Source organism: Synechococcus sp. MU1642 (genome assembly GCF_020514115.1).
In the GTDB taxonomy this organism is placed as follows: domain Bacteria; phylum Cyanobacteriota; class Cyanobacteriia; order PCC-6307; family Cyanobiaceae; genus Parasynechococcus.
The window spans coordinates 157,227-183,111 of the sequence record NZ_VTKZ01000003.1 but is presented as its reverse complement, the minus strand read 5'-3'; the positions used below and the strand labels follow the sequence as shown (position 1 = coordinate 183,111).

Below are 25,885 nucleotides of genomic sequence, written 5' to 3'. Positions count from 1 at the left end.
CGAAGGGTCGTGACTGGGTCGTGAGCCAACCTACGCAGCAGTGATGTTGATGCCCTATGGATGGCCGGCTTGTACTGCTCCACGGCTGGGGAGCCAATGGAGAGGATCTCAAGCCCCTGGGCGAGCGCCTGGCGCGCGAGTGCTCAAAAACCCTTGATGTGGTGTGCCTTGAGGCCCCTGAACTCCATCCCGACCAACCTGGAGGACGCCAGTGGTATGGCCTGTTCCCGGCCCAGTGGGACGCCGTACCCGCGGCCGTTGAGAACCTCAAGGCTCAACTTCAGAGCCTGAACAGTTCAGGCCTTGGACTCGAACGGACGGTGGTGTTCGGCTTTTCCCAGGGGGGGGCAATGGCCTTGGAGAGCGGCTGCGTCCTGCCCATCGCAGGGCTGATCAGCTGCAGCGGCTATCCGCACCCGAACTGGGCTCCACCCCTGCGACACCCCCCTGTATTGCTGATGCATGGTTCAGACGATCCTGTGGTGCCGTTCAAGGCCATGCCAGCGATCGCTTCGCAGTTGCAGCCCGATCGCTGTCAGACGCTTCCATTCAAAAACGGCCACACCATCCCGGATGAAACGGTGCAGCCGATCCTGTTGTTTATCGAACGTGTTCTGAAGAACGCCTGATCAAACGAAGGCGTATTCGTACTCCTCCATTTCCTCCCAATCATCAGCACCAAGCTCGAGGCCTTCAAAGAGCTTGTCTTCACCGATGGAATCAACAATCGTGCGCAATGAAGGGAAGAGGAAGTGATTCTCTTCGGCGTATTGGGCGCTGAACAGACCCTTCTCACCCCAAAAGAAACGGTCGGTGGTGTGCTCGTTGCGGCGCACGTTCAGCAGCGCCGGAGGGACCATGGCCGCTTCTGCGATGTAGCGGCGAGCGGCCGTAACAGGCTTGTACTCACCGGTCTCAAGGTGATGGGTTGGCACATGGGCCAGGACCCGCTGACCTGCCAGACGACGACGGCTAATGCGCTTGCGCTTCTTGGACATGAAAGGGCTCCGGTACGAAAGGAAGAACGGGGTGGATCGTCAGAACAAACAGGTGCCGTCGGCGCGAAAACGCCAGACGCAAGGGAAGCGTCAAGGCAATTGCAGACACACCACAATCACCGGCAGGACACCAACACCCAAGCGGGAACCAACGGAGGACACTGCAACCTCTGCTGTAGCTTTGGTTGCCAAGCAAATGCAACCTTTGTGAGAGCTGGCGGACGTCTGTTCATGGTGAACAACGTCTCGGTCGATATGAGGATCTTAAGACTTTTCCCAGATTTTTCAAGTCCCCCTGGCGCAGGCTTGCCCAAGCACCTGAATTGATCGTCTGGAACTGATGCAGCTCACCGATCGATTCTTCGATTTCACCGATCAACAGCTGGCTGATCTGACCGCCGAAGAAGGCATTCAGCATCTGGGGCTGTACGTCAGTGCGCCTCCCAATCAGCAAGGTCCACCTTTGCTGCTGATCCGGCAATGGTCTGCCAATAATCGATCTCTTCCCCCTGCCGACGCAGACCCGAACCTGCGCCTGCCGCATGAGAGTCGGCGCTGGTACCCCCTCCAGGATGCCGGCCTGATCCTGGGAGCACTGCGCGCCGATCTGGATCCGCGACGGAGTTGGACGCTGACCCTGGACCAACGGATGCGACGCAGTGCTGCCGCCATCAGCCACGCCCTAGGGCGAGACCTGGAATGCCTGCAACTGCGCCAGGAACTCAGCCAACAAAACGATCAACTGCGCACCCTCGTGCATCAGTTGCGCAATCCACTGGCAGCCCTGCGTACCTATGCCCAACTGCTGCTGCGGCGGCTTGAAGCAGACAGCTCCCACCGCGCACTTGTGGAGGGAATGCTCTCGGAGCAACGCCAACTCGGCCAGTACATCGACGTGCTCGATGGCCTCGGGCAGCAACGTCTCCCGCAACAAGAGCCCCTTGGCCCCACCTTGTTGCCCCCCGGCCCTGCCGAAGGTGAGGCAACCATGCAAACCATGCTGAAGCCTCTGCTGGAACGGGCGGAAGCGACGGCAAGCCTGCAGGGCCGCCCCTGGCGGGGTCCGGACCTGTGGCCCCAGTGGATTCATCAACCATCCCAGGACGGAACGATCGCAGAGATCGTCGCCAACCTCCTTGAAAATGCCTTCCGCTATAGCCCAGCGGGATGCATCGTGGGCCTGTGCCTATTGCCCGAAGGGCTCTGCGTCTGGGACGACGGGCCGCCGATCCCCCTGAAGGAGCGCGACCTGATTTTCGAACGGGGAGCGCGGGGGTCCACCGGACAGGACCGAGCGGGCACCGGCCTTGGGCTCGCACTTGCACGCTCCCTGGCTGAGCAGCAGGGCCGCAACCTCACGCTCTGCGTGGAGCCTTCAACGATCGCTCCTGATCTGCCCACTCAGGGCAACGCGTTCGTCCTCAACTGGCCGGCAGAAGCAAGGCCAAACCCAACAACGTGATCATCTCGGTGAGCACAAGCACCGCTCCATAACTGTCACCGGTGTACCCCCCAAGGCGTCGTCCGAGGCTCTGGGCGACCAGGATCGCCACAACACCACCCAGGACAAGGGGCATGGGCCCCACCCAACCGATTAACACAACCACCACCAAAAACGCGGGCAAGGCGTCCCAGAGCGGCCTGCCGTGATCGCGATGAAACGCAGCGGTTCCATCAGCGCGGAGGTAGTCGAAACGTGCCATGGCCCAGAGCGGTGCCACCCGGGCCCAGAACCCAGCCAGGCAGAGCCCGAGGGGGGCCTGCCCCCCCAGCTGGATTAAGGCCCCAACCTGCAACAGCAGCACCATCACAAGAGCCAGCACGCCACTGGCGCCCACCCGGCTGTCCTCCATCGCCTCAAGCCGCCGCTCCGCTGGAGCCCCGAGGCCATCTGCCGTGTCGATTAAGCCGTCGTAATGCAACCCGCCACTGAGTTGGATACCAAAAGCCACCACGCAGGGGGCACAGGCAGCCAAAGGCCAACCAAGCCTGGACAAACCGATCCAGAGCAGCCCCTGCAGCGCACCAATTAGCAGCCCCATCCAGGGGGCGAAGCGGGCAATGCGCTGAAAAGAGGGCTGAGGCCAGGGCCATGCGGGCAGCACTGTGTAGAAGATCCAGGCTCCCGCCAGATCAGAAAGCCAGGGCGGAACGATCCTGGGAATGGCTCAATGGATGCAATCGGCCCTCACCGTAGGGTCATTGCAGAGGCGGATCAGTCGTGTTCGGCTTCGAGATCAACGCGCAATGCGCCAACACATCAGCACGGTGCGGCACCTTTGAGACACCGCATGGGCCGGTGCACACACCACGCTTCATGCCGGTGGGGACCCTGGCCACCGTCAAGGGCATCAGCACCGAGCAACTGGGGCGCACGGGAGCCCAGATGGTGCTCTCGAACACCTACCACCTGCATTTGCAGCCGGGCGAGGAGATCTTGGCAGCGGCCGGAGGCCTGCACCGGTTCATGGGCTGGGACGGCCCGATGCTCACCGACTCCGGCGGCTTTCAGGTGTTCAGCCTGGGGGACCTGAACAAGATCGATGACCGTGGCGTGGTGTTCCGAAACCCCCGCGATGGACGCACTATCGACATGACCCCGGAACATGCCACCCAAATCCAGATGGCCCTTGGGGCGGATGTGGCCATGGCCTTCGACCAATGCCCGCCCTATCCGGCGACGGAAAACGACGTCATCGATGCCTGTCGCCGCACCCATGCCTGGCTCGAGCGCTGCGTCACCGCCCATACCCGTGAGGATCAGGCGCTGTTCGGCATTGTTCAGGGCGGTTGTTTCCCGCATCTGCGACGGGAGAGTGCCATTGCCGTCGCCTCCTTTGATCTGCCGGGCATCGCCGTCGGTGGCGTCAGCGTCGGTGAGCCCGTGGAAGAGATGCATCGCATCGTGCGGGATGTCACACCCCTGCTCCCCACGCAAAAACCGCGGTACCTGATGGGCATCGGCACCTTGCGCGAGATGGCAATCGCCGTAGCTAACGGCATTGACCTGTTCGACTGCGTCTTGCCCACCCGACTCGGCCGTCACGGCACCGCCCTAGTGGGCGGCGAACGCTGGAACATGCGCAATGCCCGCTTCCGCCACGACCACACCCCCCTGGATCCGAGCTGCTCCTGTGTGGCCTGCACCGGTCACACCCGGGCCTACCTGCATCACCTGATTCGCAGCGAAGAGCTTCTGGGCCTCACCTTGTTGAGCATTCACAACATCACCCATCTGGTGCGTTTCACCTCGGCCATGGCACAAGCCATTCGCGACGGCTGTTTTTCAGAGGATTTCGCTCCCTGGGAGCCAGACTCACCAGCCCATCACACGTGGTAGCGTCCAGCCCAACGCCTTTTTGATGCAAGGGATGGCCGCCTTCACCCTCGACCTGCTGGCACAGCTGCCCGAGGCCTATCAGGCCTTCTCTCCGCTGATCGACATTCTTCCGTTGATCCCGGTCTTCTTCCTGCTGCTGGCCTTCGTTTGGCAGGCCTCAGTGGGCTTCCGCTGAACCTCTAGCCCAACCGGATCACCTTCAGAGCAAACGCTGGTAACGACAGCATGCGTCGCCAGCGTGACGGCTCCTGAATGAGCCGAAACAGCCACTCAACTTGCATCCGGCACATCCATCCGGGGGCACGTTTTTTGACGCCGGCCCAAACGTCAAAACTGCCTCCAACACCCATCCAGAGCCCAGGCTGCCCGGACGCCACGCGTTCCGACCAGGTTTCCTGCCGCGGAACCCCCAGTGCCACCAAAACGAGATCCGGCTTCAAAGCCTTGAGCTGATCCTCAATGCCCGGCCAAGCCTCAGGAGCTTGATAACCATCCACCGCAAGCGCCAGGGTGAGTCCACGGATGCGTTGCGGCAACACGGCACTCAGCGTTGCCATCACCTCAGGTGATGCGCCCACCAACGCCACACGCCATCGATGGACTGCGGCGTACTCAAGCAAGGTCCAGGCCAGCTCAATTCCCGCCGTTTTGACGACCCGGATCTTCTGACGGCCCAGGGCCCAAACCACTCCCGCTCCATCGGGGATCACCAGCTCAGCCGTTCCGATCGCCTGCCCCAGAGCGGCATCGGCCCGAGCCGACATCGTCATCTCAGCGTTCAGGGTGACGATGCGTCCGCCACCCCGGGCATGCAGACCTAAGGCTGCAGCGCAGACATCACGGCAGGCATCCACCGGTACGCCGAGCACCTGGCAGCGGCGACGGTCATCGGGAGCGGTGCTGACAGAGTCCATGGCCGTGGGGCTGCGATGGAGAATTTAGGGGCGGTGATGCATGAGGGCATGGTTGTGACGACGACGGGAACCCTTCTGCAGAACCACGCCACAACCCTTCAGCGTCTGGATCAATCCATCCAACGGGTGGTTCTCGATCGGCAGGACCCGATCAGCGGCCTGCTCCCCGCCAGCACCGCACACACCATCCATGGCAACTATGGCGATGCCTGGGTGCGGGACTGCGTCTATTCGGTGCAATGTGTTTGGGGACTGGCCCTGGCCCACCGCCGTCAGCAGGGGCAGAACAGCCTGCGCTCCTGGGAATTGCAGCAGCGGGTGGTAGCCCTCATGCGCGGTCTGATTCGCTCGATGATGCGGCAGGCCGCGAAGGTGGAGCGTTTCAAGGAGAGTCTCAACCCCCTCGACGCCCTTCACGCCAAGTACGACAGCTGCACTGGCGAACCGGTGGTGGCTGACGATGCCTGGGGGCATCTCCAACTCGATGCCACCTCACTGTTCCTGCTGCAGCTGGCGCAGTTAACCAAGGGCGGCTGCGCGGTGGTGCAAAGCCGTGACGAAGTGGATTTCCTCCAAAACCTGGTGCACTACATCGCCAGGGCCTACCGCACTCCCGACTACGGGATCTGGGAACGGGGCGACAAAGGCAACCATGGCCTGCCGGAGCGCAATGCCAGCTCAATCGGCATGGCCAAAGCCGCCCTGGAGGCACTCGACGGGCTCGACCTCTACGGCCCCCATGGCGACGGCAGCTGCATCCTGCTGATTCCCCAGGGAGCCATCGTGCGCCTCCGTCGCGCCCTGCAAGGGCTCCTGCCACGGGAATCCGCCAGCAAGGAAGCCGACAGTGCGTGCCTCTCAGTGATTGGTTATCCCGCCTGGGCCGTGGAGGATGCCGCCCTGGTGGAGCGCACCGGTCGGCGGATTCGACGGGAACTCGGTGGGGCCTACGGCTACAAACGCTTCCTCCGGGATGGTCACCAGACGGCGGTGGAAGACGTCAACCGCCTGCATTACGAACCGGAGGAGCTCGCTGCTTTTGAAGGGATCGAGTCGGAATGGCCGTTGTTTCTGGCCTTCGAACTGGTCACTGCATGCTGCGAAAGGCGCTGGGACGAGGCCCGGCGCCTGCACAGCCAGCTCAAAACACTGGCCGTTGAACAGGACGGCGAATGTCTCTATCCCGAGCTTTATCAGGTCCCGGCCAGTGCGGTCGATCAGGAACGGATGAATCCAGGCAGCCAAGAGCGGGTTGCCAACACCAACCTGCCGCTGATCTGGACCCAGAGCCTGGTGTGGCTCGGGGAAATGCTGATCGACGATCTGATCCGTCCCGAGGACATTGACCCATGTGGCCGCAGGGAGCCGCAGCCACTTGGCGCCGAAACCGTTCTCGTGGCGATGGCTGCTCAGACGGATGCCGTGCGCCAGGAGCTGCTGGCTGCAGAGGTGCCGATCGATCCAACCTCAGTGATTTCCGTGCAGTCGTCCGACGAGCTGAAGCAACGGTTGAAAGCCGCTGGCACCAATCCACGGCTTGAGCTCACTGGGCGCCCCGGGCACCGGGTGGAAACCGAGGACACAGCTCGGGTCTATCGCCAGGACGGCGCCATCAGTGTGTTCACACCGTCGGTGCTGGAAGACGTCAGCAGCTATCTGGCCGATGACCCGGAGGAGCTGCTGGAGACCGTTGTGGACGAGCTGCATCTGCTGCAACGGCACTGGCGCGGCATGGGGCGTCCCCTGCTGGTGATCCCCATTCGCGACGCGGCCCTCCAGCAGCATCGCGACGTCATCCTCAAACTGGCCCGGCAACTCGGCAGCGGCGTCATTGAAAGCATCCCCGTCCGCTTGGGCTGCCTCAGTGAGCTGGTGGATCAGGCGCAGGAGGTGCAGCTGCCGCCGCTCCAACAGAAGCCGGTGCAACGGTCCGAGCCACCCCAGCCGCTTCTGCGCGACGCCACTGATCTACGGGATCTGACCGCCGCAGAGGAACAGGAGCTGGATGACACTCCAATCGAACAACTGAGCCAGCGCCTTTGGAGCAGTGGGCTGCTGTATGAACAGGCCGAAGTCCTCGAGTTGCTGCAACGACGCCTGGGCCCCCAGGGGATTCAACGCAGCCCAGAGGGCCATCCGGTGGCCCTACGCACCCTGCTTGAGGAGGTCTATAAACGGGGCTTGCGTTGTGAAGACTGGAATGTGGTGCGGCGCTGTGCTGGCACCATGGGGATGGTGCATCCCCAGTTGGAAGATGCCCTCACCGACCTTCTCGTCCGTCAGAAACAGGTGGTCGTGGGGCGCAACTACACCGGCGACTCCCGGCTGCGTCAACCGATGGACAGTGCCGCCATCGCCGAACGGATTGAAACCACCAGCGGGATCGACGGCCGTGAACGCATGCTCGAACAGGAACTCCTGCTCGCCCTCGACAGCGTGGCGCGGCGGGAGCCAGCTCTGCTGAAGGGCAGCCTCACCCTGCAGCTGGGGCAGCTGTTGCTGCTGCTGACATCAGAGCTGGCCGTGGAGAACATGCTCAGTCAGGACGAAGCCTTTGAGGCCCTCTGCAGCGAAGCACCCCATGCGATTCGCAAGCGTTTGCGCGCCGTACTCGCCGATGTGGACCATGCCAGAGCAGCCTTGCAACGCGGCGAACAGCTGCACGTGAGCGGCCGGGTGCAGTGGTCCGTGCCTGACCCGTTGAAGGAAACACCAGGGGGTGGGGACTGGCTTCAGCACCGCATCCGCCTGGGGTCCTTCCAGAAAGTCCCCCGTGATTTCTATGCCGGGATCTGGTCGTTGCTGCAGCACTGCCGCGGCCTGGTGATCGGCGACAAGCTGGAACGGCGCAATCGCCTCAACAGCCGCCTCATTCTCGAGAAAACACCGGGGGAGCGCAATTTCGCCGCCCAGGTCGACCATTTGCTCAGTCGGATCAAGGCGCCGGAATACCGCCAACTCTGCAGCGAATGCCTGCTCTCGCTGATGGCCTTCGTCGAAGCCAATCCGGAGGTGCGCTTCGAGGATGACCTGGCCCTCGACGTGGTGATCGGTCATGCCGTCAGGGTGGGCTGGCAACAGAGCCATCCCTCCCTCCGACCGGAGAACTACCCGCAACACAAGGCCCAGGCCTGGGGGCAGTTCTATCGATCCTCACCCGGTGACTGCCGCCGCTGGCAGGTCACGGCGTTACGAGAACTGGCCGAACAGCAAGGGCTGGTCTGATCCGAGCAATTGCACTCAGATAGGTGCGCTCAGGGGTGCTCCCGTATCCGGATGTTCAACAGCCTGCTCGATCAGGTCTGCCAGCTTGAGGGCACGCGAGGCCTGAAGGCCATCCACTGCAGGGGTTTCCCGGCCATGCACGCACTGAAGGAAGTGCTCGAGCTCGGCATAGAGCGGTTCAATCGAGGTCGTGCTCACCTCCTCGATGAAGCCGTCATTTCGATACAGCAGCTCACCGTGATCGGCGGAATACCACTCATGAGCCCGGCGATGGATGTGCAGGGTGTGGTTAAGGAAGTCCGTCTCCACCAGGCTCGAACGGCAGTGGGCACTGAGGCTGCGGATTTTGCGGTGGCTCATCTTGCTGGCCGTGAGGCTGGCTACTACACCGTTCTCGAAGCCCAACGTGGCGTTGACGTAATCGATCGGGCCATCGGCACTGCGACCACCGGCAGCGGCAAGCCGCACCACGGGGGCCTTGGCCAGCTCCAGCACGAGGTCAATGTCGTGGATCATCAGATCCAGCACCACGGAGACGTCATTGGCCCGATCGGAGTGGGGGCTGTGGCGACGCGCCTCGAGAACCACCACCTCTTCGTTGGCCACCACTTTGGTGAGCTCACGGAAGGCAGGGTTAAACCGCTCGATGTGGCCCACCTGCAGCAGACACCCGGCCGCTGAAGCGGCCTCGATCAGCGCGGTGGCTTCGTCCTGACTTGCCGCAATCGGCTTTTCGATTAAGACGTGCACACCCGCACGCAGACAGGCCAGACCGACAGGGTGGTGCAACAGCGTGGGAACCGCGATGCATACGGCTTCCACCTCCGAGAGCATGGTGTTGTAGTCGGCGAACCAGCGGCAACCGAATTGCTCGGTAGCCAGCTTTCCGCGCTCAGCATCCGGATCCGCGACCCCCACCAGATCGGCATCCCGCAGAAGACTGAGCACCCGAGCGTGGTGCCAACCCATGTTGCCGATGCCGATCACCCCGACCTTGACTGGAGCCATGGGGTCGGGGGACATCAGCACAGGCGGTCGGTTGGGGCAAGACTATCGGCCTTCAGGCGGTTTCATCCTCTGAGCTGGGGAGAACAAGCCGGACCCGCTCGATCCGCGGCCCTGCCATGGCTGTGATCTCAAACTGAAGGCCGTTGAAATGCAGCCCTTCCCCTGCGGATGGAATGTGCTGGAGCCGCTCCAGTAGGAAGCCCGCCAGGGTGTGATGGTCATCGGCCTCGGGCAGATCGAGATCGAGCTGTCGGTTGAGCTCGAAGATCTCCAGATCTCCGGCCACCAGCCAGGCACCGGGGCAGTCCTTCTCTTCGAGCAGATCCGGTTCGTCGGTCTCACCGGGATCCTCATCACCAACGATTTCTCCAGTGAGATCCGCTGCGGTCACCAGACCCTCGGTGCCGCCGTGCTCATCCACCACCAGCAGAAGCGGCTGACCGCTGCGGATCATCGGCAGCAGCTCCGCCAACGTGCATGTCTCCAGAACGGGCACCGCAGGCAGGAGGTAAGGCTCGAGCAGCGAATCGGCCTGGAGCTCCCCCCGTGCGATCGGTTCAGCCATCTGACGGAGATCCAGCACGCCGCGCACGTCATCCAGCGACTGGCCGATCACCGGGAAGCGGGCGTGACGGGTGTGATGGACGGCCTCCATCATTTCCGCGAAACGGACCGTGGACGGCAGGGTGACCATCCCGGAGCGCGGCACCATAACCTCCCGCACCTGGGTGTCCCGCAGGGCAAAGACACCTTCAAGGATGTTTTTCTCGTCGGGGAACAATCCCGTCACCCGACCGGATTCCACCAGGGTTTCCAGCTCTCCAGCTGAAAGGGCTGGCACCAGCACATCCCATTGGGGAGCAAGGCCGAGCAGGCGCATCAGCAGCCCGGCCAGCGCCTCGAGCAGGTTAAGCAGCGGAGCCAGACAGCGCATCACCACCTCCAGCAGCGGCACCAGTCGAAGCGCCGAGGATTCGGGACGGTTCAGCACCCAGGCCTTGGGCAACAAACCAGCCACCAACGTGGCCAGCAGCACGATGCCGAGGAACAAGGCTGTGTCGCGCCAAGCCACACCCAGAGACCCATCCGACCAGAGCCGCGCCCCTAAACCGCGGCCAGCCCAGCCAAGAGCCACCAGAGCGAGTGTCGCACCCAGTTGAGACACCAGCAAAGCGCGCCGCAGGCGTCGCTGGAGACGCTGAATGGAACGGGCCCCGGCCTGCTTTTCCTCCACCAGCACTTCAACGCGGCTGGGGCGTAGCCGAAGCAGGGCCACCTCTGCAGCCGCGAAGAAGGCCGGCAGAACCAACAGAACAGCCAGCAGAAAAAGCCGCATCAACAGGGGGGAATGGGGGTCGCGAGGATCGAACTCGCCTTAGGCGAATTATGAGTTCGCTGCATTCACCAGATTGCTAGACCCCCTCAAACAGAGTGTTACCACAGGGGAGTCACGTCGGGGAAGTGATCCGCCGTGGGCGCGTCCGGAACGGCTTCGATGGCTTCGGTGGCCGCCAGGCTGCCCTTGAACCCGCTCGAAATGTCCTGGGTTCGCATCGGCAACGACCGCAGCAGCACAGGATGAAACAGCTCTACGCGCAAACTAAGAACATCTGCGAAGCGTGGCCAGTCCCATGTCTGAATCGTCGAGTGTTCCGACTGAGCGGGAGCAACTGCTGAACCGTCTGGCCACCCTGGCCTACCGACGTGGAGAATTCACCCTTGCCTCAGGCCGCAAGAGCGAGCACTACGTGAACTGCAAACCCGTAAGCCTGAGCGGCTCCGGCCTGGCCCTGATCAGCCGGGCGATGCTCACCCAGGTGGAAGCCGATGCGGTGGCCGTGGCTGGTCTCACCCTCGGAGCAGACCCACTGGTCAGCGGTGTAGCCATGGCCGCAGCCGATCGAGGTCGGGAGCTTGATGCGCTGATCGTGCGCAAAGAAGCCAAAGGCCACGGCACCGGAGCCTGGCTGGAGGGTCCGCTACCAGCCCCCGGGACCCTGATCACCGTGCTGGAAGACGTTGTCACCACAGGAGGTTCCTCCCTCAAGGCAGTCCGGCAGCTGCGCGATGCCGGTTACCAAGTGAACCGAGTCGTCACCATCGTCGACCGGGAGGAAGGGGGTGACGCAGCCATGACGGCTGACAGTCTTGAGTTGATCAGCCTTTACAAGCTGTCTGAGATCGCCGCCTTCACGCCGGCATGAGCAAGTTGTTTTGGGACGCCCAGGTCCCCTGGCTGCGGTTGAACGGCAGCGGAGCACGCCAGTTTCTTCAAGGGCAGACGAGTGCTGACCTCAACGCACTCGAATCCGGCGATCTGCTTCAGACCTGCTGGCTGACGGCAACGGGACGCTTGCGGGCCGTGCTGGAACTTCGTTTCGATGCAGAGGGGGCCGATGTGATCGTTCTGGCTGGAGAGGCCTCTGCCGTTCACGATGGATTTGATCAGGTGATCTTTCCAGCCGATCGGGTTCGCCTCCAACCCGTGGCCCAGTTGCGCCGACTGCAGTGGCTGGAGCAGGACGTTGCAGCCGTGTGGTGCGATCCGGATGCGGCACTGCCAAAACCCTGGGCATCTGGAGAGCCAGCTACCGCAGAGGTTTTTGAGCAGTGGCGGCTCCAAAGCGGATTTCCCCCAGGGCCCGGTGAACTCAATGGCGAGACCAACCCCCTGGAACTGGGACTCTTTGCTCAGATCAGCACAGAGAAAGGCTGCTACTTAGGGCAGGAGACCATGGCCAAACTCGTCGGTCAGGCAGGGGTGAAGCAACAGCTGCGCTATTGGAGCTGCCCCAGTCCACTAGCAGCCACCGCCAAGCTCACGCTGGATGCCAAGCGAGCCGGTGTGATTACCAGTGCTCTCGAATGCGACGGCACTTGGGTTGGGCTGGCCCTGGTGCGACGCCAGTGCCTGGCCAGTCCAACACTGGAGGGACCCAACGGAGAACAACTCCAGATCCGCAAACCTGAGGCGTTTCAGGATCCCAACGCCTGATCCTGTTCAAGCAACCAAGCGGCAACGGCCCAGGTAGCCAGGCAGTCGTCGCGGTTGTAATCGAAGATCCAGCGCAGGCCGAACCTGTTGCCGCGTCGACCAGGTCCCTCGCCCTGCCACTGCCGCCACCACAGCAAGGCGCGGGCCCCGTCCACACCGGCCTGACTCCAGTGAAACCCTCGCCAACCGGCCACGGCCTTGAGTCCATAACTGGCAAGGGGCAGGCGCCAGTGATGCCGCACCCGGGCATGCACATCCACCAACCGCTGACGAAGCTGCAGCACCTCGGCCTCAGCCGCACCCTGCCGCTCGGCCATACGCCTCAAGGCCAGGCTTTCTGTCTCCCCGTAATGAAGGATCGGCCAACCCCGATAGCGATTCAGCAACCGTTGCAAACGAAGCCAGCATCTGGCTTCACCGTGCTCCGCCAAAGCCAGGATCGGGTGGTACGCCACTGTCTTCAGATCCCAGTGCCCGCTTTCGCTTCTGGGCAACACCAGAAAACCGTGAAGGAAATCGTGACGGGCGTCGGGATCGGATTCGATGTCGTAAAGCAGCACACCCGGGCAGTCCTGCAGTTCCGGAAGCACAGGTGCGGCGTCCAAACGGTCAACCCGTCCATCGCGCTGCGCCCGGGCCTGGGCCACCAGGGATGCGGCCACCTCACCATGCTGATCCCCAAAGCGTTGCAGCCGCTCGCCGAGCTGCAACGGATCAGCCGCGGCCAGATCGGACAGGCCGCGAATACCAAGCTCCAGCAACATCTCGCGCCGCTTTGCACCGATGCCGCTGACCTCGCTCAGATGCCCTTCCTCCGCCGCCACGACATTGCAAGCCACCCGCCAGCTGCAAAGTGAGCACTTACGCCGGTCGGCGGCCAGAGGAGGCGGGTCTGGCCGCTCGAGATCAACACACAGTTTCCGCAGCGCTTCCGACAACTGTCGGCGCAGGCCACTGGAGAGATTCAGCCGTTCCTGTTCCAAGCGCCGGCCGCCACCGCCGAGCACCAGCATCGACGGAACGTCACCCTGCTGCTCCTGCTCAAGCAGCAGAGCCATCAGCGCCAGAGGCAATTGATGTTCCCGAGTGGTGCGGCGGCCCTGACGGGCGAGCACGGGTTGATAGGCGAAGTCACCCCAGCGGCTCTGGCCTTTGACCCGCCGCAGCAGTGGAGGATGCGCCTCCAACCGCTCACAGGATGGGCCAAGCCCCTTCAGACGCAGACCCACCACGGCCTCAGCACCGGCAGCACAGGCGTCGATGCCATGGCCAGGCTTGCGGGGCAGCAAAGCCACAAAACAGCGCTGCTGATCGTCCAGCAGCAGATTGCGATGGGCCGTCCAGCGCCGCTCGGCTGGATTCCCGTGGCGGTCAAGCCAGGCCTTGCGACGGCAACGCAGCCAACTGCGCAGCAACCGGTCGGTGAGGGCGTTGTCGGCAGGCGGGGTGTCACCCATCCGCCGACCCTACGGCTGCCAGCTGCTAGATCCACTGAAGTGCAGGCTGCGCCATGGCATCGGCTCCCCTTCCTCTGAGTCCAGCTCCGATCAAGTTCGGCACCGATGGCTGGCGCGGGATCACCGGCGTCGACATCACAGTTGAGCGGTTGTTGCCCGTTGCCGCTGCCGCGGCTCAGGAGCTCGCCCATCGCGCCCCCGAGGGTCTCAACAGCCGAACGGTGGTGGTCGGTTACGACCGGCGCTTTCTGGCTCCAGAACTGGCGGAAGCTATCGCGGCAGCGGTGCGGGGTTGTGAACTCGAACCCCTGCTCACCGACACCGCTGTACCCACGCCGGCCTGCAGCTGGGCCGTGGTGGAGCGCAAAGCCCTGGGGGCCTTGGTGATCACCGCCAGTCACAACCCGCCGGAATGGCTGGGGCTAAAGATCAAAGGACCCTTTGGTGGATCGGTCGAAGGAGACTTCACGGCCGCCGTCGAACGACGCCTGGCCGCCGGCGGCATCACGGCACCGATAAAGGCAGAAGTCCCCCGGTTTGATGGGCGCGGCGAGCATCTCGAAGGGCTGCGCCGCAAGCTGGATCTGAGCGCCCTGGTGCATGGCCTCAAGGCCATCAACCTGAAGGTGATCGTCGATCCGATGCACGGATCAGCAGCCGGGTGTGTGACACAGCTGCTCGGCCCTGAAGCCGCCGGCGTTGTGGAGGAAATCCGCAGCGAACGCGATCCCTTGTTTGGCGGTCATCCGCCGGAACCCCTGGCGCCCTACCTCGGGGAATTGATCACAGCGGTGAAAGCCTCAACCGCCGCCGGAACTCCTGCTGTGGGACTGGTGTTCGACGGGGATGGTGACCGCATCGCCGCCGTGGATGAAACCGGCCGGTTCTGCAGCACCCAGCTGCTGATGCCCCTGTTGATCGATCACCTAGCCCGGGCCCGCCAGCTGCCGGGCGCCGTGGTCAAAACCGTGAGTGGCTCCGATCTGATGCGACTGGTGGCAGAGGCCCAGGGGCGCAAGGTTCTGGAGCTCGCGGTGGGCTTCAAATACATCGCGACAGAGATGCTGGCCGGGGATGTGCTGATCGGCGGCGAGGAATCCGGTGGGGTCGGCTTCGGCATGCACCTGCCCGAGCGGGACGCCCTGTTCGCAGCGATGCTTGTGCTGGAAGCCCTGGTGGAAGGAGAGCAACCCCTGGGCGCGCGTCTTGACGCACTCCAGCAACGGCACGGAGGCAGCAGTCACTACGACCGACTCGACCTGCGCTTAGCCGACATGGAGGCGCGCCGACGGCTCGAGACGCTGCTGGACCAGAACACGCCCTCGATCGTCGCCGGAGCCGAGGTTCTGGAGGTGATCAGCACCGATGGGATCAAACTGAGGATGGGACCAAACCACTGGTTAATGCTGCGCTTTTCCGGCACAGAACCGCTACTGCGGCTCTACTGCGAAGGGCCTGATGCCGATCGGGTGAACAAGGTGCTCGCCTGGGCCAGACAGTTCGCGGAGGCCGCATGAAGACACTTGTGATCGCCAGCGGCAACGCAGGGAAGATCCGAGAATTTCAGGGCTTGCTGCAGGCCCTGCCCGTAAGCGTGCGACCCCAGCCTGAAGGTTTGGAGGTCGATGAGACAGGCACCACCTTTGCCGCCAATGCCCGGCTCAAGGCTCAAGCGATTGCAGCCGCAACAGGGGAATGGTCTCTGGCCGATGATTCAGGCCTCAGCGTGGATGCTCTCAATGGAGCTCCGGGGGTTCATTCCGCCCGCTACGCCCCCACGGATCCAGAACGGATTGCCCGGCTGCTGAAAGCCCTGAACGGCTCAGACCAACGCCAGGCCTATTTCTGCGCCGCGCTCTGTGTCGCAGCTCCAGACGGCGCCATCCTGCTGGAGGTGGAAGGCCGTTGCGACGGCTTGATCACGGCCGCACCCCGGGGAGATCAGGGTTTTGGCTACGACCCGATCTTCGAAGTCGCTGGAACCGGCCGGACCTTCGCCGAGATGCCTTTGGCGGAGAAAAAGCAGCACGGCCACCGCGGCAAGGCCTTCAGTCTCCTGGAACCCAAGCTGCGCCAGTTGCTGAGTGCATCCTGAAGAAGAACCACGGATACAAAGGCTCCTGGAACATGGTCTGTACGGTGAGACCTGCCGCTGACGAGGTCTATGGCCATCGCCATGACCACGGGTTACAGCGCGCAGACCGAGGGCGCTCTTCTCTGCATCGAAGCCGCCTCGGACTGGGCCTTGACTTGTGTGAATCAACTGGCTGTCGCAGACAGCCATGTCCTGATCGATTACGGAGCTGCCGATGGTGGAACTGCTGTAGGGCTCTGGAATCAGGTGCTGGATCGCCTGCATGCCAACCAGGCGAATGCTCATCTGACGCTGATCGGTAACGACTTACCAAGCAACGACAACCTCGCTCTGGCAGAGAACCTGGCCCTGCAGATTCCCCGGGATCCGAAGCCAACAGTGCTGGTGAGTGCCCGCAGCTTCTACGAGCCCTCCGTGGCACCGGACAGCGTGAGCTTCGGCTTCTCCGCCACGGCCATGCACTGGCTGAGCACCTCCCCTGGACCACTCGATAGCCATACCCATGTGCTGGCCTCCGGAGATGCCGACGCAATGCAGCGTTTCACCGCCCAGGCGATGAAGGACTGGAACCACATCCTCGAACTGCGCAGCCGCGAGCTGAAGGTGGGCGGGCGACTGCTGACCGTGAACCTCTCACGCGATAACGAAGGGCGCTATCTCGGTCATAACGGCGGCGAAACCCGCAATGTGCACGACCAATTGCACCAGATCTGGCGCGGCATGGCCGAGGAAGGTCTGATCAGCGCAGAGCAATACAAGAAAGGCACCGTTCTGAATTTCTACAAGTCCCCCGAGGAGTTCATGGCTCCGCTGAAGGACGAGGGCAGCGCCGCTTACCGCAACGGACTGCGCCTCGTGGACGAGCGCACGGTCTATGTGAAGTGCCCGTACAGACGCCGCTGGAATGACAACGGTGACACGACCGCTTTCGCTGTGGGCTTAATGGCGACGATCCGCAGCTGGAGTCGCCACAGCTTCGCAAGTGCTGCCGGGGACGCTGCTGCAGACACGGTGTACGAGCGTCTGCAACAGCGCATCGCCGAAACCCCCAGCGAATGGAGTCTCGACTACGTCGAACACCACCAGATGATGGAGAAAGTGGCCTGATGAGCAGCGGCAAGAAAACTGCGCCGACCGTGTCGGTATTGGCGGAACACGTCTCCGACCACCTCTCGGTGTTTGTCGTAGCGGAAGACACCGACGCCAAGCGCCCCGCCAACGGTGGGCTGCGCTTGCTTAATTACCCGAGCGACGAGGCCTGCATCGCTGATGGACAGCGGCTGGCCGGGTTGATGACCCACAAGCACGATCTTTACGGCACCGGTTTCGCTGGAGGCAAGATCGTTGCCCGGGCCGCTGAACCCGATGCCGTCAAGGATGAGTTAATCAGCGTCACCGCCGAGCTGCTCGAGTCGCTTGATGGCGCCATGATCACCGGCTGCGATCTCAACACCAACCTGGAGGACATGGAGCGTCTGACAGCGCTCACCCCCCATGTGCTGGCAGCAGTCGGCAGCCCAGTGGATGCCAGTGCCGCCACCGCCCACGGCACCCTTGGTGCTGTGGAGGCCGTTCTGGACAAGGGCCTCAACGACGCCCGTCCCGGCCGGGCCCTCGTGCATGGCTGCGGTGCCGTTGGTGGCACCGTTGCCCGGCATCTCGTCGAGCACGGTTGGACCGTGTTCACGGTGGATCTGGATCGCGAAAGAGCCAGTTTTCCCGGCGCGACGCCGCTGACGGACAGCTGCGCATGGTGGGAGTTAGATCTTGACCTGCTGCTGCCCTGTTCCATCTCCGGGTTGATCAATGCCGAAATGGCGACGGCCTTGAAGGCCCCCGCCGTGGTTCCTGCAGCCAATGCCCCCTTCCAGCAACCGCAGTTAGCAGATGATCTGCGTCGCCGCGGTGTGCGGGTGCTGCCTGACCCTCTGGTGAATGCTGGTGCCGTGATCGCCGATTCGATCGAGCGGTTCTCCCCCGATGCATGGAAGGGCGCAGGGGCCACGGACGTCTATGCATTCGTACGCGATGAGGTACGTCGGCGGGCCAGTGACTATCTCAATCAGCGCGAACAGGGTCTGTCGGTGGGTGCCGCCCTTGAGGAGGTGGCAGCGACACCCTCCACCGACCCCATCGGCCTCAGCTTTGGAGAGAGCGAATGAGCACGCCCTCCTCACTGCCCAGCCGCGCAGCAGTCATTATCGTCGGTGGCGGCATGGCGGGCCTGAGCTGCGCTGCATCCCTGGCCCGCCGCGGCGTACGCGATGTGGTGCTGCTAGAGGCCCAGACCCTGGCCCACGCCAAGGCCAGCAGCTACGGCGAAACCCGGATGTTCCGGGAGATGTACTCCGACCCGGTGCTCTGCCGTCTGGCCCAGGAGGCCAATCGCCTCTGGCGGGAAGAGGAAACTCACGCCGGCGAGCAGCTGAGAGAGACCCACGGCCTGCTCTTCTACGGCGAAAGCTGGGATGAGGAAACGATCGAGGGATCGATTCCCGGAGCCCGCCGCGTTATGGACGATCAGGGAATCCCCTATGAGGCCCTCAATGCTGAACAGATCGCTGCCCGTTTCCCTCTGAAACCGAAGGCGGGTTTCACTGGCCTGTTCGAACCCACCGCCGGTGCAGTGCGCAGCGACAAAGTTGTCACCCACTGGATCAATACCGCCCGTAACGCCGGCCATCAGCTGATCGAGCACTGCCCCGTGGCCGGACTCGATTCCGATGGTGGAGGCGTCACCCTGCAGAGCGGCGAGCACATCGCCGCAAACCAACTGGTGGTGGCCTGCGGGATCTGGAGCCAACTGTTGCTCGCCCCCCTTGGCTTGGCACCGAAACTGGAGGTGTGGCCGATGCTTTGGGCCCACTACACCGTCAATCCAGCACTCGCTGATCGCTACCCCCAGTGGTTCTGCTTCCAGCGAGAAAAAGGCGACGATGGTGGCCTGTACTACGGCTTCCCCGTGTTGAGCCAAACGGCGGATGGCCGACCCCGGATCAAGGCCGGTATCGACTGGGCTCCACGAGAACTGCGAGTCGCCGCACCCAACGCCATGGCCACCGAGCCACCCGCCCGACTGGTGGAGCTGCTCGACAACTTCCTATTCAACGAATTGGAGGGAGTTCAGGAGCGCGTGGAGACCGTGATTAGCCCGTACTCCATGACCAGCGATGTGAACTTCGTGCTCGATCGGCTCACCCCGAAGCTGAGTCTGTTTGCAGGGGGATCCGGCCAGGCCTTCAAGTTCGCTCCCCTGATCGGTGATTCTCTGGCACGCCTCGCTAGTGGCGAACAACCTGCAGTGGATCTCTCCTGCTGGAGCCACCAACGCGACGCCGTCCGAGCCTGATCTTTCACCCCTCATCCGATGTCTGACAACCCCGCAAACCAGCGTTCCTGGTGGCGACAGCCCCCTCTCTGGGTTGGCGCCATCCCCCTGCTGATTTTTCTGTTGGTCTCGGCGATCGACCTGGCGCTGGCCAAGCATTTCACTGAAACCGGCAAAGCCGTGATCAGTGGTGCCCTCGGCGGGGTCTGGCAGTGGATGGTGGTGCTGCTGTTTCTGATCGCGCTGATCCTGGCCATCAGTCCAGTCGGCAACCTCCGACTTGGAGGTTTGGAGGCCAAACCGAGCTTCAAATTCTTTGATTGGTGCGCAGTGCTGATCTGCACCCTGCTAGCGGGGGGGGGGGTGTTCTGGTCAGCAGCCGAACCGCTGTATCACTTCCAGACCCCATCACCAGTGTTTGAAGGGGTCGAGGGCAGCACGGCAGCAGCTGTGAATCCCGCCCTGGCGGTGAGTTTTCTGCACTGGGGCTTCCTCGCCTGGGCCCTAGTAGCCACCACCACCACAATCACCTTCTCGATCCTGGAGCGACGCGGTGAACCCCTACGTCCCCGCACCCTGCTGGTGAACATCGTGCCGCGCAGCTGGGTGGATGGTCCGATCGGTCACCTGGCGGATGGATTGTCTGTGGTGGCCGCAATCGCGGGCACTGTTGGACCCTTGGGCTTCCTCTCGCTGCAGCTCAGCAATGCCGCAGGGCAACTGCCCTGGCTCACCGACAGTGCCGGCTTGCAATCCTTGGTAGTGGTGCTGCTGACGGCAGTCTTTGCGACATCCACGGTCAGTGGCATCCAAAAAGGCATCAAGTGGCTTTCGGAGCTCAATGTTTGGCTCACCCTGGCCATGGCGGCGGGCCTGCTGCTATTGGGCCCGGGCATCTGGCTGATTCAGCACTTCTTCAGCGGCTTCATCACTTACCTGATCCATATGCCGCAGATGGCCCTGACACCCAATGCCGTGCCGGCGAACTGGGTGAATGGCTGGACGGTGTTCTACTGGGGCTGGTTCCTTGGCTATGCGCCCTTGATGGGGCTGTTCACCGCCGGCGTCAGCCGAGGTCGCAGCATCCGTGAACTTGTGCTGGCAGTAGCCATCCTTTGTCCAATCGTGACCAACCTTTGGTTCACCCTGCTGGGGGGCACAGGATTGCATTTGGAATTGGCCGGAGGCGGCATCAGCGAAGCCCTCGCCCAAAACGGAGCCGCCGCTGCACTGCTGACCATCCTCAGCCAGCTGCCCCTGGCCGGCCTGCTGATTCCGATCGGCCTGGTGCTGGTGGTGCTGTTTATGTGCACAAGCGCCGACTCGATGAGTTACGCCGCGGCCATGGTGGTGAGCGGCCGCAACGAGCCCCCTGCTTTGCTTCGCCTGTTCTGGGCCTTGATGATCGGCAGTCTCACCTTGGTGCTGCTGCGCATCGGCACGGGCCTGGGGGACAGCACCTCCATCGATGCACTTCAAGCCTTCATCGTGATCACCGCGGTGCCGGTCACCCCGCTGGTGCTGGCAACCCTCTGGAGCGCGCCAAGGCTGGCCTGGAAGGAAGCCAAGCGCGAAGGACTCACCTGATCAGCTGATAGGTGCAAAGCTCCCATGCAGGCCATGGGGAACGGCCAACGGCAGCTCCAGCACCGCCACCTCAGACAAATCACGGGCGCTGAGAATCACCAGGTCGGATGCAGCCCGGGCCCCATTCCACACCAGGTCCAGCACCCAGCCGTCGTCCTCGGCTTCAGCACCGGGACGACACACCATCAACGGCTCACTCACAAAGCCACGGGGTGCCGCACTCCAGGTGTGGGTTGTACCGGAGTCAAGATCAAGCTTTTGAATTGCCTGCAACGGATCGTTGCCCGTCTCCCGCTCCGCCACCGCCATCCAGGCGAAGCGGGCGCTGAGGCCCTGACGCTCGGGGTTGACCATGGCGAACTCGCAGGTGCGCTGGCTGATCCGCTCGGTCTGCACCGATTCACGGCTGAGATCAAGACGGCAACGGTGCAGGATGCCCTCCGGCACCGTGTCGAAATCCACCTCAGCGAAATCCTCGTCGGGTCCGATGGACGGAAAGTCGTCGTAGACGATGCTCTCCACCACAACGTGATCGCCATCCTCGAACGCGTTGAGGTGATGGAAGACAAAACCATCGGGGGCTTCCAGGATGCGTGGCTTCTGACCAGCGAAGCGGCCGGAATCGCGGGGAATCAACCAAAAACGCCCCTTGCCACCGGGTTGAGAGGCCAGGCACTGAGCTGCACCCTTTTCGCCGGTCACAAAGGGAAGGGGATTGAAGGCGATGGCGTTCTGGAGGAACACCGCCCAGTTGGGAGTGATGGCGAAGTCGTGGAGGAAGGCAAAGCCGGGGAAGCTGTCAGAACGGTCGTGCAGCAGGGTGCCTGCCTGCGGGCCATCGGTGGCGAACTCCATCAATCGGATGGTGCTGCGGGGCCCGGTCTTGACCCCGAAGGTGACCATGCGGGGCCGGCCGTTGTGGCCGGGGTCGAAGCGGGGGTGAGCACTGAAGGCCTCGCCCTTTTTCAACACACCGTCGAGGCGTGAGAGGCCGCGGGTCTCCAGGCTGCGTGGATCAAGCGCATGGGGTTCAGCCGCCTCCCAGAGGGCAAGCAGCTGATCCCCCAGACGCACCACGTTGGTATTGGCGATGTTCTTCAGACGCAGATCAAAGGCGTTGGCCAGCCGACCACCCGGCTTCTGGCTGCCGAACACCCCCCTGTAGAGAATTTTGCCGGCCTTCTCCTCCGCCAGCCAACCCTCGGTGCGCACATAACGGTTGCTTAGGGAGACACGACCGTTCTCAAACCGCATCGCCGCGATCATGCCGTCGCCATCGAAGGGGTGATGTACCCGATGCCCATCCCGCTCAAGCCGTCCAGGACCATTGCGATAGAAGGTGCCCTGAAGTTCGGCCGGTACCGCTCCACGCACCGGCGTCAGCGCCACGTCGGTGAGTTCCTCCTCCACATTCACAAAGGAGCTGGCCCAGTCGCTGCGGTCGTATCTGCGGGCGGAGGCGACGGTCACGGGTAGACGATCAACGTTCACCCATCCTCTCGTAACGGACTGTGAAGCGCGCGGCCAACCTCAGCTGGCGCCAGCCTGCTCAAGCACTCCTTTGCTGCTGGGTATGGCGCCGGCCCGGCGTGGATCCACCTCGGTGGCCATGCGGAGGGCCCGGGCAAAAGCTTTGAAGCAGGCTTCCACGATGTGGTGGGAGTTGGCCCCATCCAGCTGACGGATATGGAGAGTCAATCCGCTGTTGTTGACCACCGCCACGAAGAACTCCTTCACGAGCTCGGTGTCGTAGGTGCCGATCTTCTGACTGGAGATCGCAAGGCTGTAGCTGAGGTGGGGGCGACCGGAACAATCCAGGGCCACCTGAACCAAGGCCTCATCCAGCGGTGCCACGAAGTGACCGAAGCGGTGGATTCCGCGCCGATCCCCCAGGGCCTGGGCCAGGGCCTGCCCCACAGCAATGCCGACGTCCTCATTGGTGTGGTGATCGTCGATGTGGGTGTCTCCAACCGCATTGATCTCCAAATCGATGAGGCCATGGCTGCTGATCTGATGAAGCATGTGGTCGAGAAACGGCACGCCGGTACTGGCGTGACACTGGCCGGAACCGTCCAGATCCAGACGCACCTTCACATCGGTTTCACCGGTGACCCGATGGATCGTTCCCTGACGTGCCATCACCCGACCTTCAGTGCCCTCATCGTGCCTCACATTCCGGTGACGCAGTAGCCCGCATCCACGTAAATGGTCTGACCGGAGATGCCACTGGCCAGATCGCTGAGCAGGAAGGCAGCGGTGCCGCCCACTTCCATCTGGGTGACGGTGCGACGCAGGGGGGCTTTCTCCTCCACGTTGTGGATCATCTCGAGGATGCCGCCAATGGCGGAGCTGGCCAGGGTGCGGATCGGGCCGGCGCTGATGGCATTGACGCGTACCTGCTTCTCGGGACCAAGCTCTGCCGCGAGATAGCGAACGGAGGCCTCCAGAGCCGCTTTGGCGACACCCATCACGTTGTAATTGGGGATGGCCCGCTCAGCGCCGAGGTACGAAAGCGTGATCACACCAGCTTTTTCGCTGAACAGCGGCTTGGCATGGGCACAGAGAGGGGCCAGCGAATAGGCACTGATATCGAGGGATCGTGCAAAACCTTCAGCGGTGGTGGCGCTGTAGTCACCGATCAGCTCTTCCTTGCCGGCAAAGGCCAGGCAGTGCACCAGACCATCGAGAACGCCCCACTTCTCCTTAATCTCGCCAAAGACCTCAGCCATTTGGTCGGCATCCTGCACATTCAAAGGCAGGAAGAGGCTGGGCTCCAGGGGAGTGGTGAGTTCGCGCACCTTGGCCTCAAAACGGCCTTTGTCGTCAGGCAGGTATGTGATGCCGAGTTCAGCACCGGCAGCCTTCAGCTGCTGAGCAATGCCCCAAGCGATCGAACGGTTGTTGGCGATGCCGGTGACGAGAATCTTCTTGCCGGTGAGATCAAGCAGCATCGGGACAGACCGGAACGGATGAATTCGCGCGATTCTCCCCCATCCCCCGCCAAGATCACCGCTCGTTTACCGACAAAGGCCGGTGCCCAGCGCTGCGTCACCCCCGATCAACGGCGACCTGCCGCGGCAATTCGCGTCCCGCGATGCCTTAAACACCCTGTTGGCGCAAGAGTTCCCTGAAGCGGAAGGGGAGCTCAGCCCGATCCGCGGTGGGCGTGAGGCAGCCGAAAACAAGCTGCGGCGCATTGACGCAAGGAGCTACGCCAAAAGCCGTAATCACCTCAATGGTGCTGTCACCGGGCTGTCGCCCTACATCCGCCACGGCGTGCTGAGCCTCCCGGAGGTGCGCGATGCCGTCTTTGCCCGGATTCGCAACCGAGATGAAGGCGGAAAACTAATCAACGAACTCGGTTGGCGCGACTTCTGGCAACGGATGTGGCTCGATCTGGGGGATGGCATCCATCACGATCAGGAACCGTTCAAAACGGGGCATGACGCTGGTGCCTACTCCCGAGAGCTGCCGGCCGATGTTCGCGCAGGGACCACGGGGCTGGCCTGCATGGATGGCTTCCGCGATCAACTGGTGAGCACCGGCTGGCTGCACAACCACGCCCGCATGTGGATGGCAGCCTGGCTTGTGCATTGGCGACGGGTCCACTGGAAGGCTGGAGCCGACTGGTTTCTTGAGCACCTGCTGGATGGCGATCCGGCCAGCAACCATCTGAGCTGGCAGTGGGTTGCCAGCACCTTCAGCCACAAGCCCTACTTCTTCAACCGCGGCAACCTGGAGCGCTACAGCGACGGTCACTTCTGCGACAGCTGCCCCAGTGCGAACAGCTGCCCATTGGAAGGCAGCTATGACCAACTGGAGAACCGGCTGTTCGCTCCAATGCCAGCCATTCGGGAGACCGGTAATAACCGAAATCAGCAACGCCAACGCCGGAGCAGCGGAGGCGCCAGTGCCGCCCTGGCCCGTCCCAAGCGATAAGCAGCAGATTCCTCATGACATTCCAACGCCCCATCCTCTGGATTCACGAGGAGGCCCTTGGTGCCAACAACCCAGCGCTGCAGGCCTGGCCGGAGGCACCAGCAGTGTTCGTGTTCGACACCTGCTGGATCCAAGACGCACGAATCAGCCGCAAACGACTCGGCTTCCTCTACGAAAACGCCCTCGACCTTCCCCTCACCCTGCGAAAGGGGGATGTGGCCGCTGAGGTGCTGGCCTTTGCCCGTCGCCATCAGGCCGATGGTGTGGTGAGCAGCAGCGCAGTGGATCCACGCCTGGAGCAGATCGGCGAGGCCATCGACGCGGAACTGCCGCTTGAGCTGCTGGATCCCGAACCGTTCGTGGAGCTGCCACGGCCACCTCGGCTGGGGCGGTTCAGCCGCTATTGGCGCGAAGCCGAAGCAGTGGTGTGGGAGGGCTACTCGGCAGCCCGTTGATCTCCTAGCAGCTGTAGGGCCCGCTTCAATTCGTCCACCGGATTGGTGAGCAGGTCTTTCTCTTCGAGGGAGGGAAGCTGCAGAGGCACCACCTGATTGTCGTTCCGGGGCGGCTCAGTCCATTGCCAGCGGTCGTTCGGAGCGCGGTCCTGGCACAGAGCTTTGAGCTCCTTTTTCAACAGGCTACGCACATCACGCCGGGCCACGGCATCGAAAAACTCCTGACGGGCCGCCAGACCGGAACTGAACGGTGTGGATCCATTGCCGTTGAACAGGCGTGCTGGATCCGGCAACCAGCGAGGACGACACACCCCCGGGAAGCTGGTGTCTGTCTCCAGGTAGATGTGCAACCCGTAGCCATCGGGCTGGTTGACCACGGCTACCCCGTCATGGGGCGAGTAGCGCTGCAGGGGGAACAACCGCCAGCTGGGCGGCTCCTTCGGCGCAGCGCAAGCCCCGAGCAGCAGGCCAACTCCCCAAAGCAGACGCAGGCGCCGCATCCATCACCAGCGGAGGTGGCCATCCTGAAGCAGATTCGCCGCAT

Annotated in this window: 25 protein-coding genes and 1 tRNA gene; 15 read left to right on the top strand and 11 right to left on the bottom strand. The window is 62.9% G+C overall.

Translation table 11 applies throughout. From position 1 onward, the window contains the following. Positions 1–56 precede the first annotated feature (56 nt). On the top strand, positions 57–629 hold the full coding sequence (locus tag FZZ85_RS04940) for an alpha/beta hydrolase (protein ID WP_226412790.1): 573 nt from the start codon (positions 57–59) through the stop codon (positions 627–629). On the opposite strand, the gene FZZ85_RS04935 is transcribed toward FZZ85_RS04940, so the two are convergent. Next, positions 630–998: a DUF3155 domain-containing protein gene (locus tag FZZ85_RS04935; protein WP_186494443.1), complete on the bottom strand. Its 369-nt coding sequence runs from the start codon at positions 996–998 to the stop codon at positions 630–632. 340 nt (positions 999–1,338) lie between these two features. On the opposite strand from FZZ85_RS04935, the gene FZZ85_RS04930 reads away from it, so the two are divergent. Continuing rightward, positions 1,339–2,460 (top strand): sensor histidine kinase KdpD, encoded by a 1,122-nt coding sequence (locus tag FZZ85_RS04930; RefSeq protein ID WP_226412788.1) that lies wholly within the window; start codon positions 1,339–1,341, stop codon positions 2,458–2,460. Here the strand turns inward: FZZ85_RS04930 and FZZ85_RS04925 are convergent. After that, positions 2,420–3,103, bottom strand: a complete 684-nt coding sequence (locus tag FZZ85_RS04925) for an adenosylcobinamide-GDP ribazoletransferase (protein WP_370631139.1) — start codon at positions 3,101–3,103, stop codon at positions 2,420–2,422. The genes FZZ85_RS04930 and FZZ85_RS04925 overlap by 41 nt on opposite strands. Before the next feature lie 116 nt (positions 3,104–3,219). Here FZZ85_RS04925 and tgt point away from each other — a divergent pair, with 116 nt between their 5' ends. Then, positions 3,220–4,338 carry a tRNA guanosine(34) transglycosylase Tgt gene (tgt, locus tag FZZ85_RS04920; RefSeq protein WP_226412786.1) on the top strand — a complete coding sequence of 373 codons (1,119 nt, stop codon included), beginning with the start codon at positions 3,220–3,222 and terminating at the stop codon, positions 4,336–4,338. A gap of 31 nt (positions 4,339–4,369) precedes the next feature. Further along, positions 4,370–4,513, top strand: a complete 144-nt coding sequence (locus FZZ85_RS04915; RefSeq protein ID WP_025362038.1) for a photosystem II reaction center protein K — start codon at positions 4,370–4,372, stop codon at positions 4,511–4,513. Between the two features lie 4 nt (positions 4,514–4,517). On the opposite strand, the gene FZZ85_RS04910 is transcribed toward FZZ85_RS04915, so the two are convergent. Next, complete coding sequence (locus FZZ85_RS04910) at positions 4,518–5,252, bottom strand: WecB/TagA/CpsF family glycosyltransferase (protein ID WP_226412784.1); 735 nt, start codon at positions 5,250–5,252, stop codon at positions 4,518–4,520. 48 nt (positions 5,253–5,300) lie between these two features. Here FZZ85_RS04910 and FZZ85_RS04905 point away from each other — a divergent pair, with 48 nt between their 5' ends. Next, positions 5,301–8,477 carry a glycoside hydrolase family 15 protein gene (locus tag FZZ85_RS04905; RefSeq protein ID WP_226412926.1) on the top strand — a complete coding sequence of 1,059 codons (3,177 nt, stop codon included), beginning with the start codon at positions 5,301–5,303 and terminating at the stop codon, positions 8,475–8,477. Between the two features lie 15 nt (positions 8,478–8,492). Here FZZ85_RS04905 and FZZ85_RS04900 read toward each other — a convergent pair whose 3' ends face one another. From FZZ85_RS04900 to FZZ85_RS04890, 3 genes are all read right to left on the bottom strand, one after another. Further along, positions 8,493–9,500 carry a Gfo/Idh/MocA family protein gene (locus tag FZZ85_RS04900; protein WP_226412782.1) on the bottom strand — a complete coding sequence of 336 codons (1,008 nt, stop codon included), beginning with the start codon at positions 9,498–9,500 and terminating at the stop codon, positions 8,493–8,495. 37 nt (positions 9,501–9,537) lie between these two features. Next, positions 9,538–10,821: a hemolysin family protein gene (locus tag FZZ85_RS04895; protein WP_226412780.1), complete on the bottom strand. Its 1,284-nt coding sequence runs from the start codon at positions 10,819–10,821 to the stop codon at positions 9,538–9,540. 13 nt (positions 10,822–10,834) lie between these two features. Next, positions 10,835–10,907, bottom strand: a tRNA-Ile gene (locus FZZ85_RS04890). Positions 10,908–11,116: 209 nt separating this feature from the next. Between FZZ85_RS04890 and pyrE the strand changes: the two genes are divergently transcribed. Together pyrE and FZZ85_RS04880 are read left to right on the top strand one after the other, a co-directional pair. Further along, positions 11,117–11,689: an orotate phosphoribosyltransferase gene (gene pyrE / locus FZZ85_RS04885; RefSeq protein ID WP_226412778.1), complete on the top strand. Its 573-nt coding sequence runs from the start codon at positions 11,117–11,119 to the stop codon at positions 11,687–11,689. After that, positions 11,686–12,480 carry a folate-binding protein YgfZ gene (locus FZZ85_RS04880; protein ID WP_226412776.1) on the top strand — a complete coding sequence of 265 codons (795 nt, stop codon included), beginning with the start codon at positions 11,686–11,688 and terminating at the stop codon, positions 12,478–12,480. Before pyrE ends, FZZ85_RS04880 begins: the two co-directional genes overlap by 4 nt. On the opposite strand, the gene FZZ85_RS04875 is transcribed toward FZZ85_RS04880, so the two are convergent. After that, positions 12,462–13,937 carry a TM0106 family RecB-like putative nuclease gene (locus tag FZZ85_RS04875; RefSeq protein ID WP_226412774.1) on the bottom strand — a complete coding sequence of 492 codons (1,476 nt, stop codon included), beginning with the start codon at positions 13,935–13,937 and terminating at the stop codon, positions 12,462–12,464. The genes FZZ85_RS04880 and FZZ85_RS04875 overlap by 19 nt on opposite strands. A gap of 53 nt (positions 13,938–13,990) precedes the next feature. Between FZZ85_RS04875 and FZZ85_RS04870 the strand changes: the two genes are divergently transcribed. From FZZ85_RS04870 to FZZ85_RS04845, 6 genes are all read left to right on the top strand, one after another. Next, positions 13,991–15,454 carry a phosphoglucomutase/phosphomannomutase family protein gene (locus FZZ85_RS04870; RefSeq protein WP_226412772.1) on the top strand — a complete coding sequence of 488 codons (1,464 nt, stop codon included), beginning with the start codon at positions 13,991–13,993 and terminating at the stop codon, positions 15,452–15,454. Beyond that, complete coding sequence (gene rdgB, locus FZZ85_RS04865; protein WP_226412770.1) at positions 15,451–16,032, top strand: RdgB/HAM1 family non-canonical purine NTP pyrophosphatase; 582 nt, start codon at positions 15,451–15,453, stop codon at positions 16,030–16,032. The genes FZZ85_RS04870 and rdgB overlap by 4 nt, the downstream gene beginning before the upstream one ends. 69 nt (positions 16,033–16,101) lie before the next feature. Beyond that, the gene (locus FZZ85_RS04860; RefSeq protein WP_226412768.1) at positions 16,102–17,139 is read left to right on the top strand and encodes a class I SAM-dependent methyltransferase; all 1,038 of its coding nucleotides are present in this window, start codon (positions 16,102–16,104) and stop codon (positions 17,137–17,139) included. Beyond that, positions 17,139–18,194: a Glu/Leu/Phe/Val dehydrogenase dimerization domain-containing protein gene (locus FZZ85_RS04855; protein WP_226412766.1), complete on the top strand. Its 1,056-nt coding sequence runs from the start codon at positions 17,139–17,141 to the stop codon at positions 18,192–18,194. Before FZZ85_RS04860 ends, FZZ85_RS04855 begins: the two co-directional genes overlap by 1 nt. Continuing rightward, a complete protein-coding gene (locus FZZ85_RS04850; protein WP_226412764.1) occupies positions 18,191–19,381 on the top strand; it encodes an FAD-dependent oxidoreductase in 1,191 nt (396 codons plus the stop codon). Before FZZ85_RS04855 ends, FZZ85_RS04850 begins: the two co-directional genes overlap by 4 nt. Positions 19,382–19,399: 18 nt before the next feature. Further along, on the top strand, positions 19,400–20,947 hold the full coding sequence (locus FZZ85_RS04845; protein ID WP_226412762.1) for a BCCT family transporter: 1,548 nt from the start codon (positions 19,400–19,402) through the stop codon (positions 20,945–20,947). Here FZZ85_RS04845 and FZZ85_RS04840 read toward each other — a convergent pair whose 3' ends face one another. Genes FZZ85_RS04840 through fabI form a run of 3 tightly spaced genes read right to left on the bottom strand, consistent with a single transcriptional unit; the run spans position 20,948 to position 23,898 of the window. Further along, on the bottom strand, positions 20,948–22,417 hold the full coding sequence (locus FZZ85_RS04840) for a carotenoid oxygenase family protein (protein ID WP_226412760.1): 1,470 nt from the start codon (positions 22,415–22,417) through the stop codon (positions 20,948–20,950). A 60-nt stretch (positions 22,418–22,477) separates the two neighbouring features. Continuing rightward, on the bottom strand, positions 22,478–23,086 hold the full coding sequence (gene hisB, locus FZZ85_RS04835; RefSeq protein WP_226412758.1) for an imidazoleglycerol-phosphate dehydratase HisB: 609 nt from the start codon (positions 23,084–23,086) through the stop codon (positions 22,478–22,480). Between the two features lie 29 nt (positions 23,087–23,115). Then, positions 23,116–23,898, bottom strand: a complete 783-nt coding sequence (gene fabI / locus FZZ85_RS04830; protein WP_226412756.1) for an enoyl-ACP reductase FabI — start codon at positions 23,896–23,898, stop codon at positions 23,116–23,118. 82 nt (positions 23,899–23,980) lie between these two features. On the opposite strand from fabI, the gene FZZ85_RS04825 reads away from it, so the two are divergent. Further along, entirely contained in the window at positions 23,981–24,886 is a 906-nt protein-coding gene (locus tag FZZ85_RS04825) for an FAD-binding domain-containing protein (RefSeq protein ID WP_226412754.1), read from the top strand. Positions 24,887–24,900: 14 nt separating this feature from the next. Next, on the top strand, positions 24,901–25,341 hold the full coding sequence (locus FZZ85_RS04820; RefSeq protein ID WP_226412752.1) for a hypothetical protein: 441 nt from the start codon (positions 24,901–24,903) through the stop codon (positions 25,339–25,341). Here FZZ85_RS04820 and FZZ85_RS04815 read toward each other — a convergent pair. Further along, positions 25,323–25,841 carry a hypothetical protein gene (locus FZZ85_RS04815; protein ID WP_226412750.1) on the bottom strand — a complete coding sequence of 173 codons (519 nt, stop codon included), beginning with the start codon at positions 25,839–25,841 and terminating at the stop codon, positions 25,323–25,325. The genes FZZ85_RS04820 and FZZ85_RS04815 overlap by 19 nt on opposite strands. Between the last annotated feature and the right edge of the window lie 44 nt (positions 25,842–25,885).

What these genes read in the sequence shown, in the direction of transcription:
- FZZ85_RS04940 (WP_226412790.1), top strand. Translation starts at nt 57, where the DNA reads ATGGATGGCCGGCTTGTACTGCTCCACGGCTGGGGAGCCAATGGAGAG.
- FZZ85_RS04935 (WP_186494443.1), bottom strand. Translation starts at nt 998, where the DNA reads ATGTCCAAGAAGCGCAAGCGCATTAGCCGTCGTCGTCTGGCAGGTCAG.
- FZZ85_RS04930 (WP_226412788.1), top strand. Translation starts at nt 1,339, where the DNA reads ATGCAGCTCACCGATCGATTCTTCGATTTCACCGATCAACAGCTGGCT.
- FZZ85_RS04915 (WP_025362038.1), top strand. Translation starts at nt 4,370, where the DNA reads ATGGCCGCCTTCACCCTCGACCTGCTGGCACAGCTGCCCGAGGCCTAT.
- FZZ85_RS04910 (WP_226412784.1), bottom strand. Translation starts at nt 5,252, where the DNA reads ATGGACTCTGTCAGCACCGCTCCCGATGACCGTCGCCGCTGCCAGGTG.
- FZZ85_RS04905 (WP_226412926.1), top strand. Translation starts at nt 5,301, where the DNA reads ATGGTTGTGACGACGACGGGAACCCTTCTGCAGAACCACGCCACAACC.
- FZZ85_RS04900 (WP_226412782.1), bottom strand. Translation starts at nt 9,500, where the DNA reads ATGTCCCCCGACCCCATGGCTCCAGTCAAGGTCGGGGTGATCGGCATC.
- FZZ85_RS04895 (WP_226412780.1), bottom strand. Translation starts at nt 10,821, where the DNA reads ATGCGGCTTTTTCTGCTGGCTGTTCTGTTGGTTCTGCCGGCCTTCTTC.
- pyrE (WP_226412778.1), top strand. Translation starts at nt 11,117, where the DNA reads ATGTCTGAATCGTCGAGTGTTCCGACTGAGCGGGAGCAACTGCTGAAC.
- FZZ85_RS04880 (WP_226412776.1), top strand. Translation starts at nt 11,686, where the DNA reads ATGAGCAAGTTGTTTTGGGACGCCCAGGTCCCCTGGCTGCGGTTGAAC.
- FZZ85_RS04875 (WP_226412774.1), bottom strand. Translation starts at nt 13,937, where the DNA reads ATGGGTGACACCCCGCCTGCCGACAACGCCCTCACCGACCGGTTGCTG.
- FZZ85_RS04870 (WP_226412772.1), top strand. Translation starts at nt 13,991, where the DNA reads ATGGCATCGGCTCCCCTTCCTCTGAGTCCAGCTCCGATCAAGTTCGGC.
- rdgB (WP_226412770.1), top strand. Translation starts at nt 15,451, where the DNA reads ATGAAGACACTTGTGATCGCCAGCGGCAACGCAGGGAAGATCCGAGAA.
- FZZ85_RS04860 (WP_226412768.1), top strand. Translation starts at nt 16,102, where the DNA reads ATGGCCATCGCCATGACCACGGGTTACAGCGCGCAGACCGAGGGCGCT.
- FZZ85_RS04855 (WP_226412766.1), top strand. Translation starts at nt 17,139, where the DNA reads ATGAGCAGCGGCAAGAAAACTGCGCCGACCGTGTCGGTATTGGCGGAA.
- FZZ85_RS04850 (WP_226412764.1), top strand. Translation starts at nt 18,191, where the DNA reads ATGAGCACGCCCTCCTCACTGCCCAGCCGCGCAGCAGTCATTATCGTC.
- FZZ85_RS04845 (WP_226412762.1), top strand. Translation starts at nt 19,400, where the DNA reads ATGTCTGACAACCCCGCAAACCAGCGTTCCTGGTGGCGACAGCCCCCT.
- hisB (WP_226412758.1), bottom strand. Translation starts at nt 23,086, where the DNA reads ATGGCACGTCAGGGAACGATCCATCGGGTCACCGGTGAAACCGATGTG.
- fabI (WP_226412756.1), bottom strand. Translation starts at nt 23,898, where the DNA reads ATGCTGCTTGATCTCACCGGCAAGAAGATTCTCGTCACCGGCATCGCC.
- FZZ85_RS04820 (WP_226412752.1), top strand. Translation starts at nt 24,901, where the DNA reads ATGACATTCCAACGCCCCATCCTCTGGATTCACGAGGAGGCCCTTGGT.
- FZZ85_RS04815 (WP_226412750.1), bottom strand. Translation starts at nt 25,841, where the DNA reads ATGCGGCGCCTGCGTCTGCTTTGGGGAGTTGGCCTGCTGCTCGGGGCT.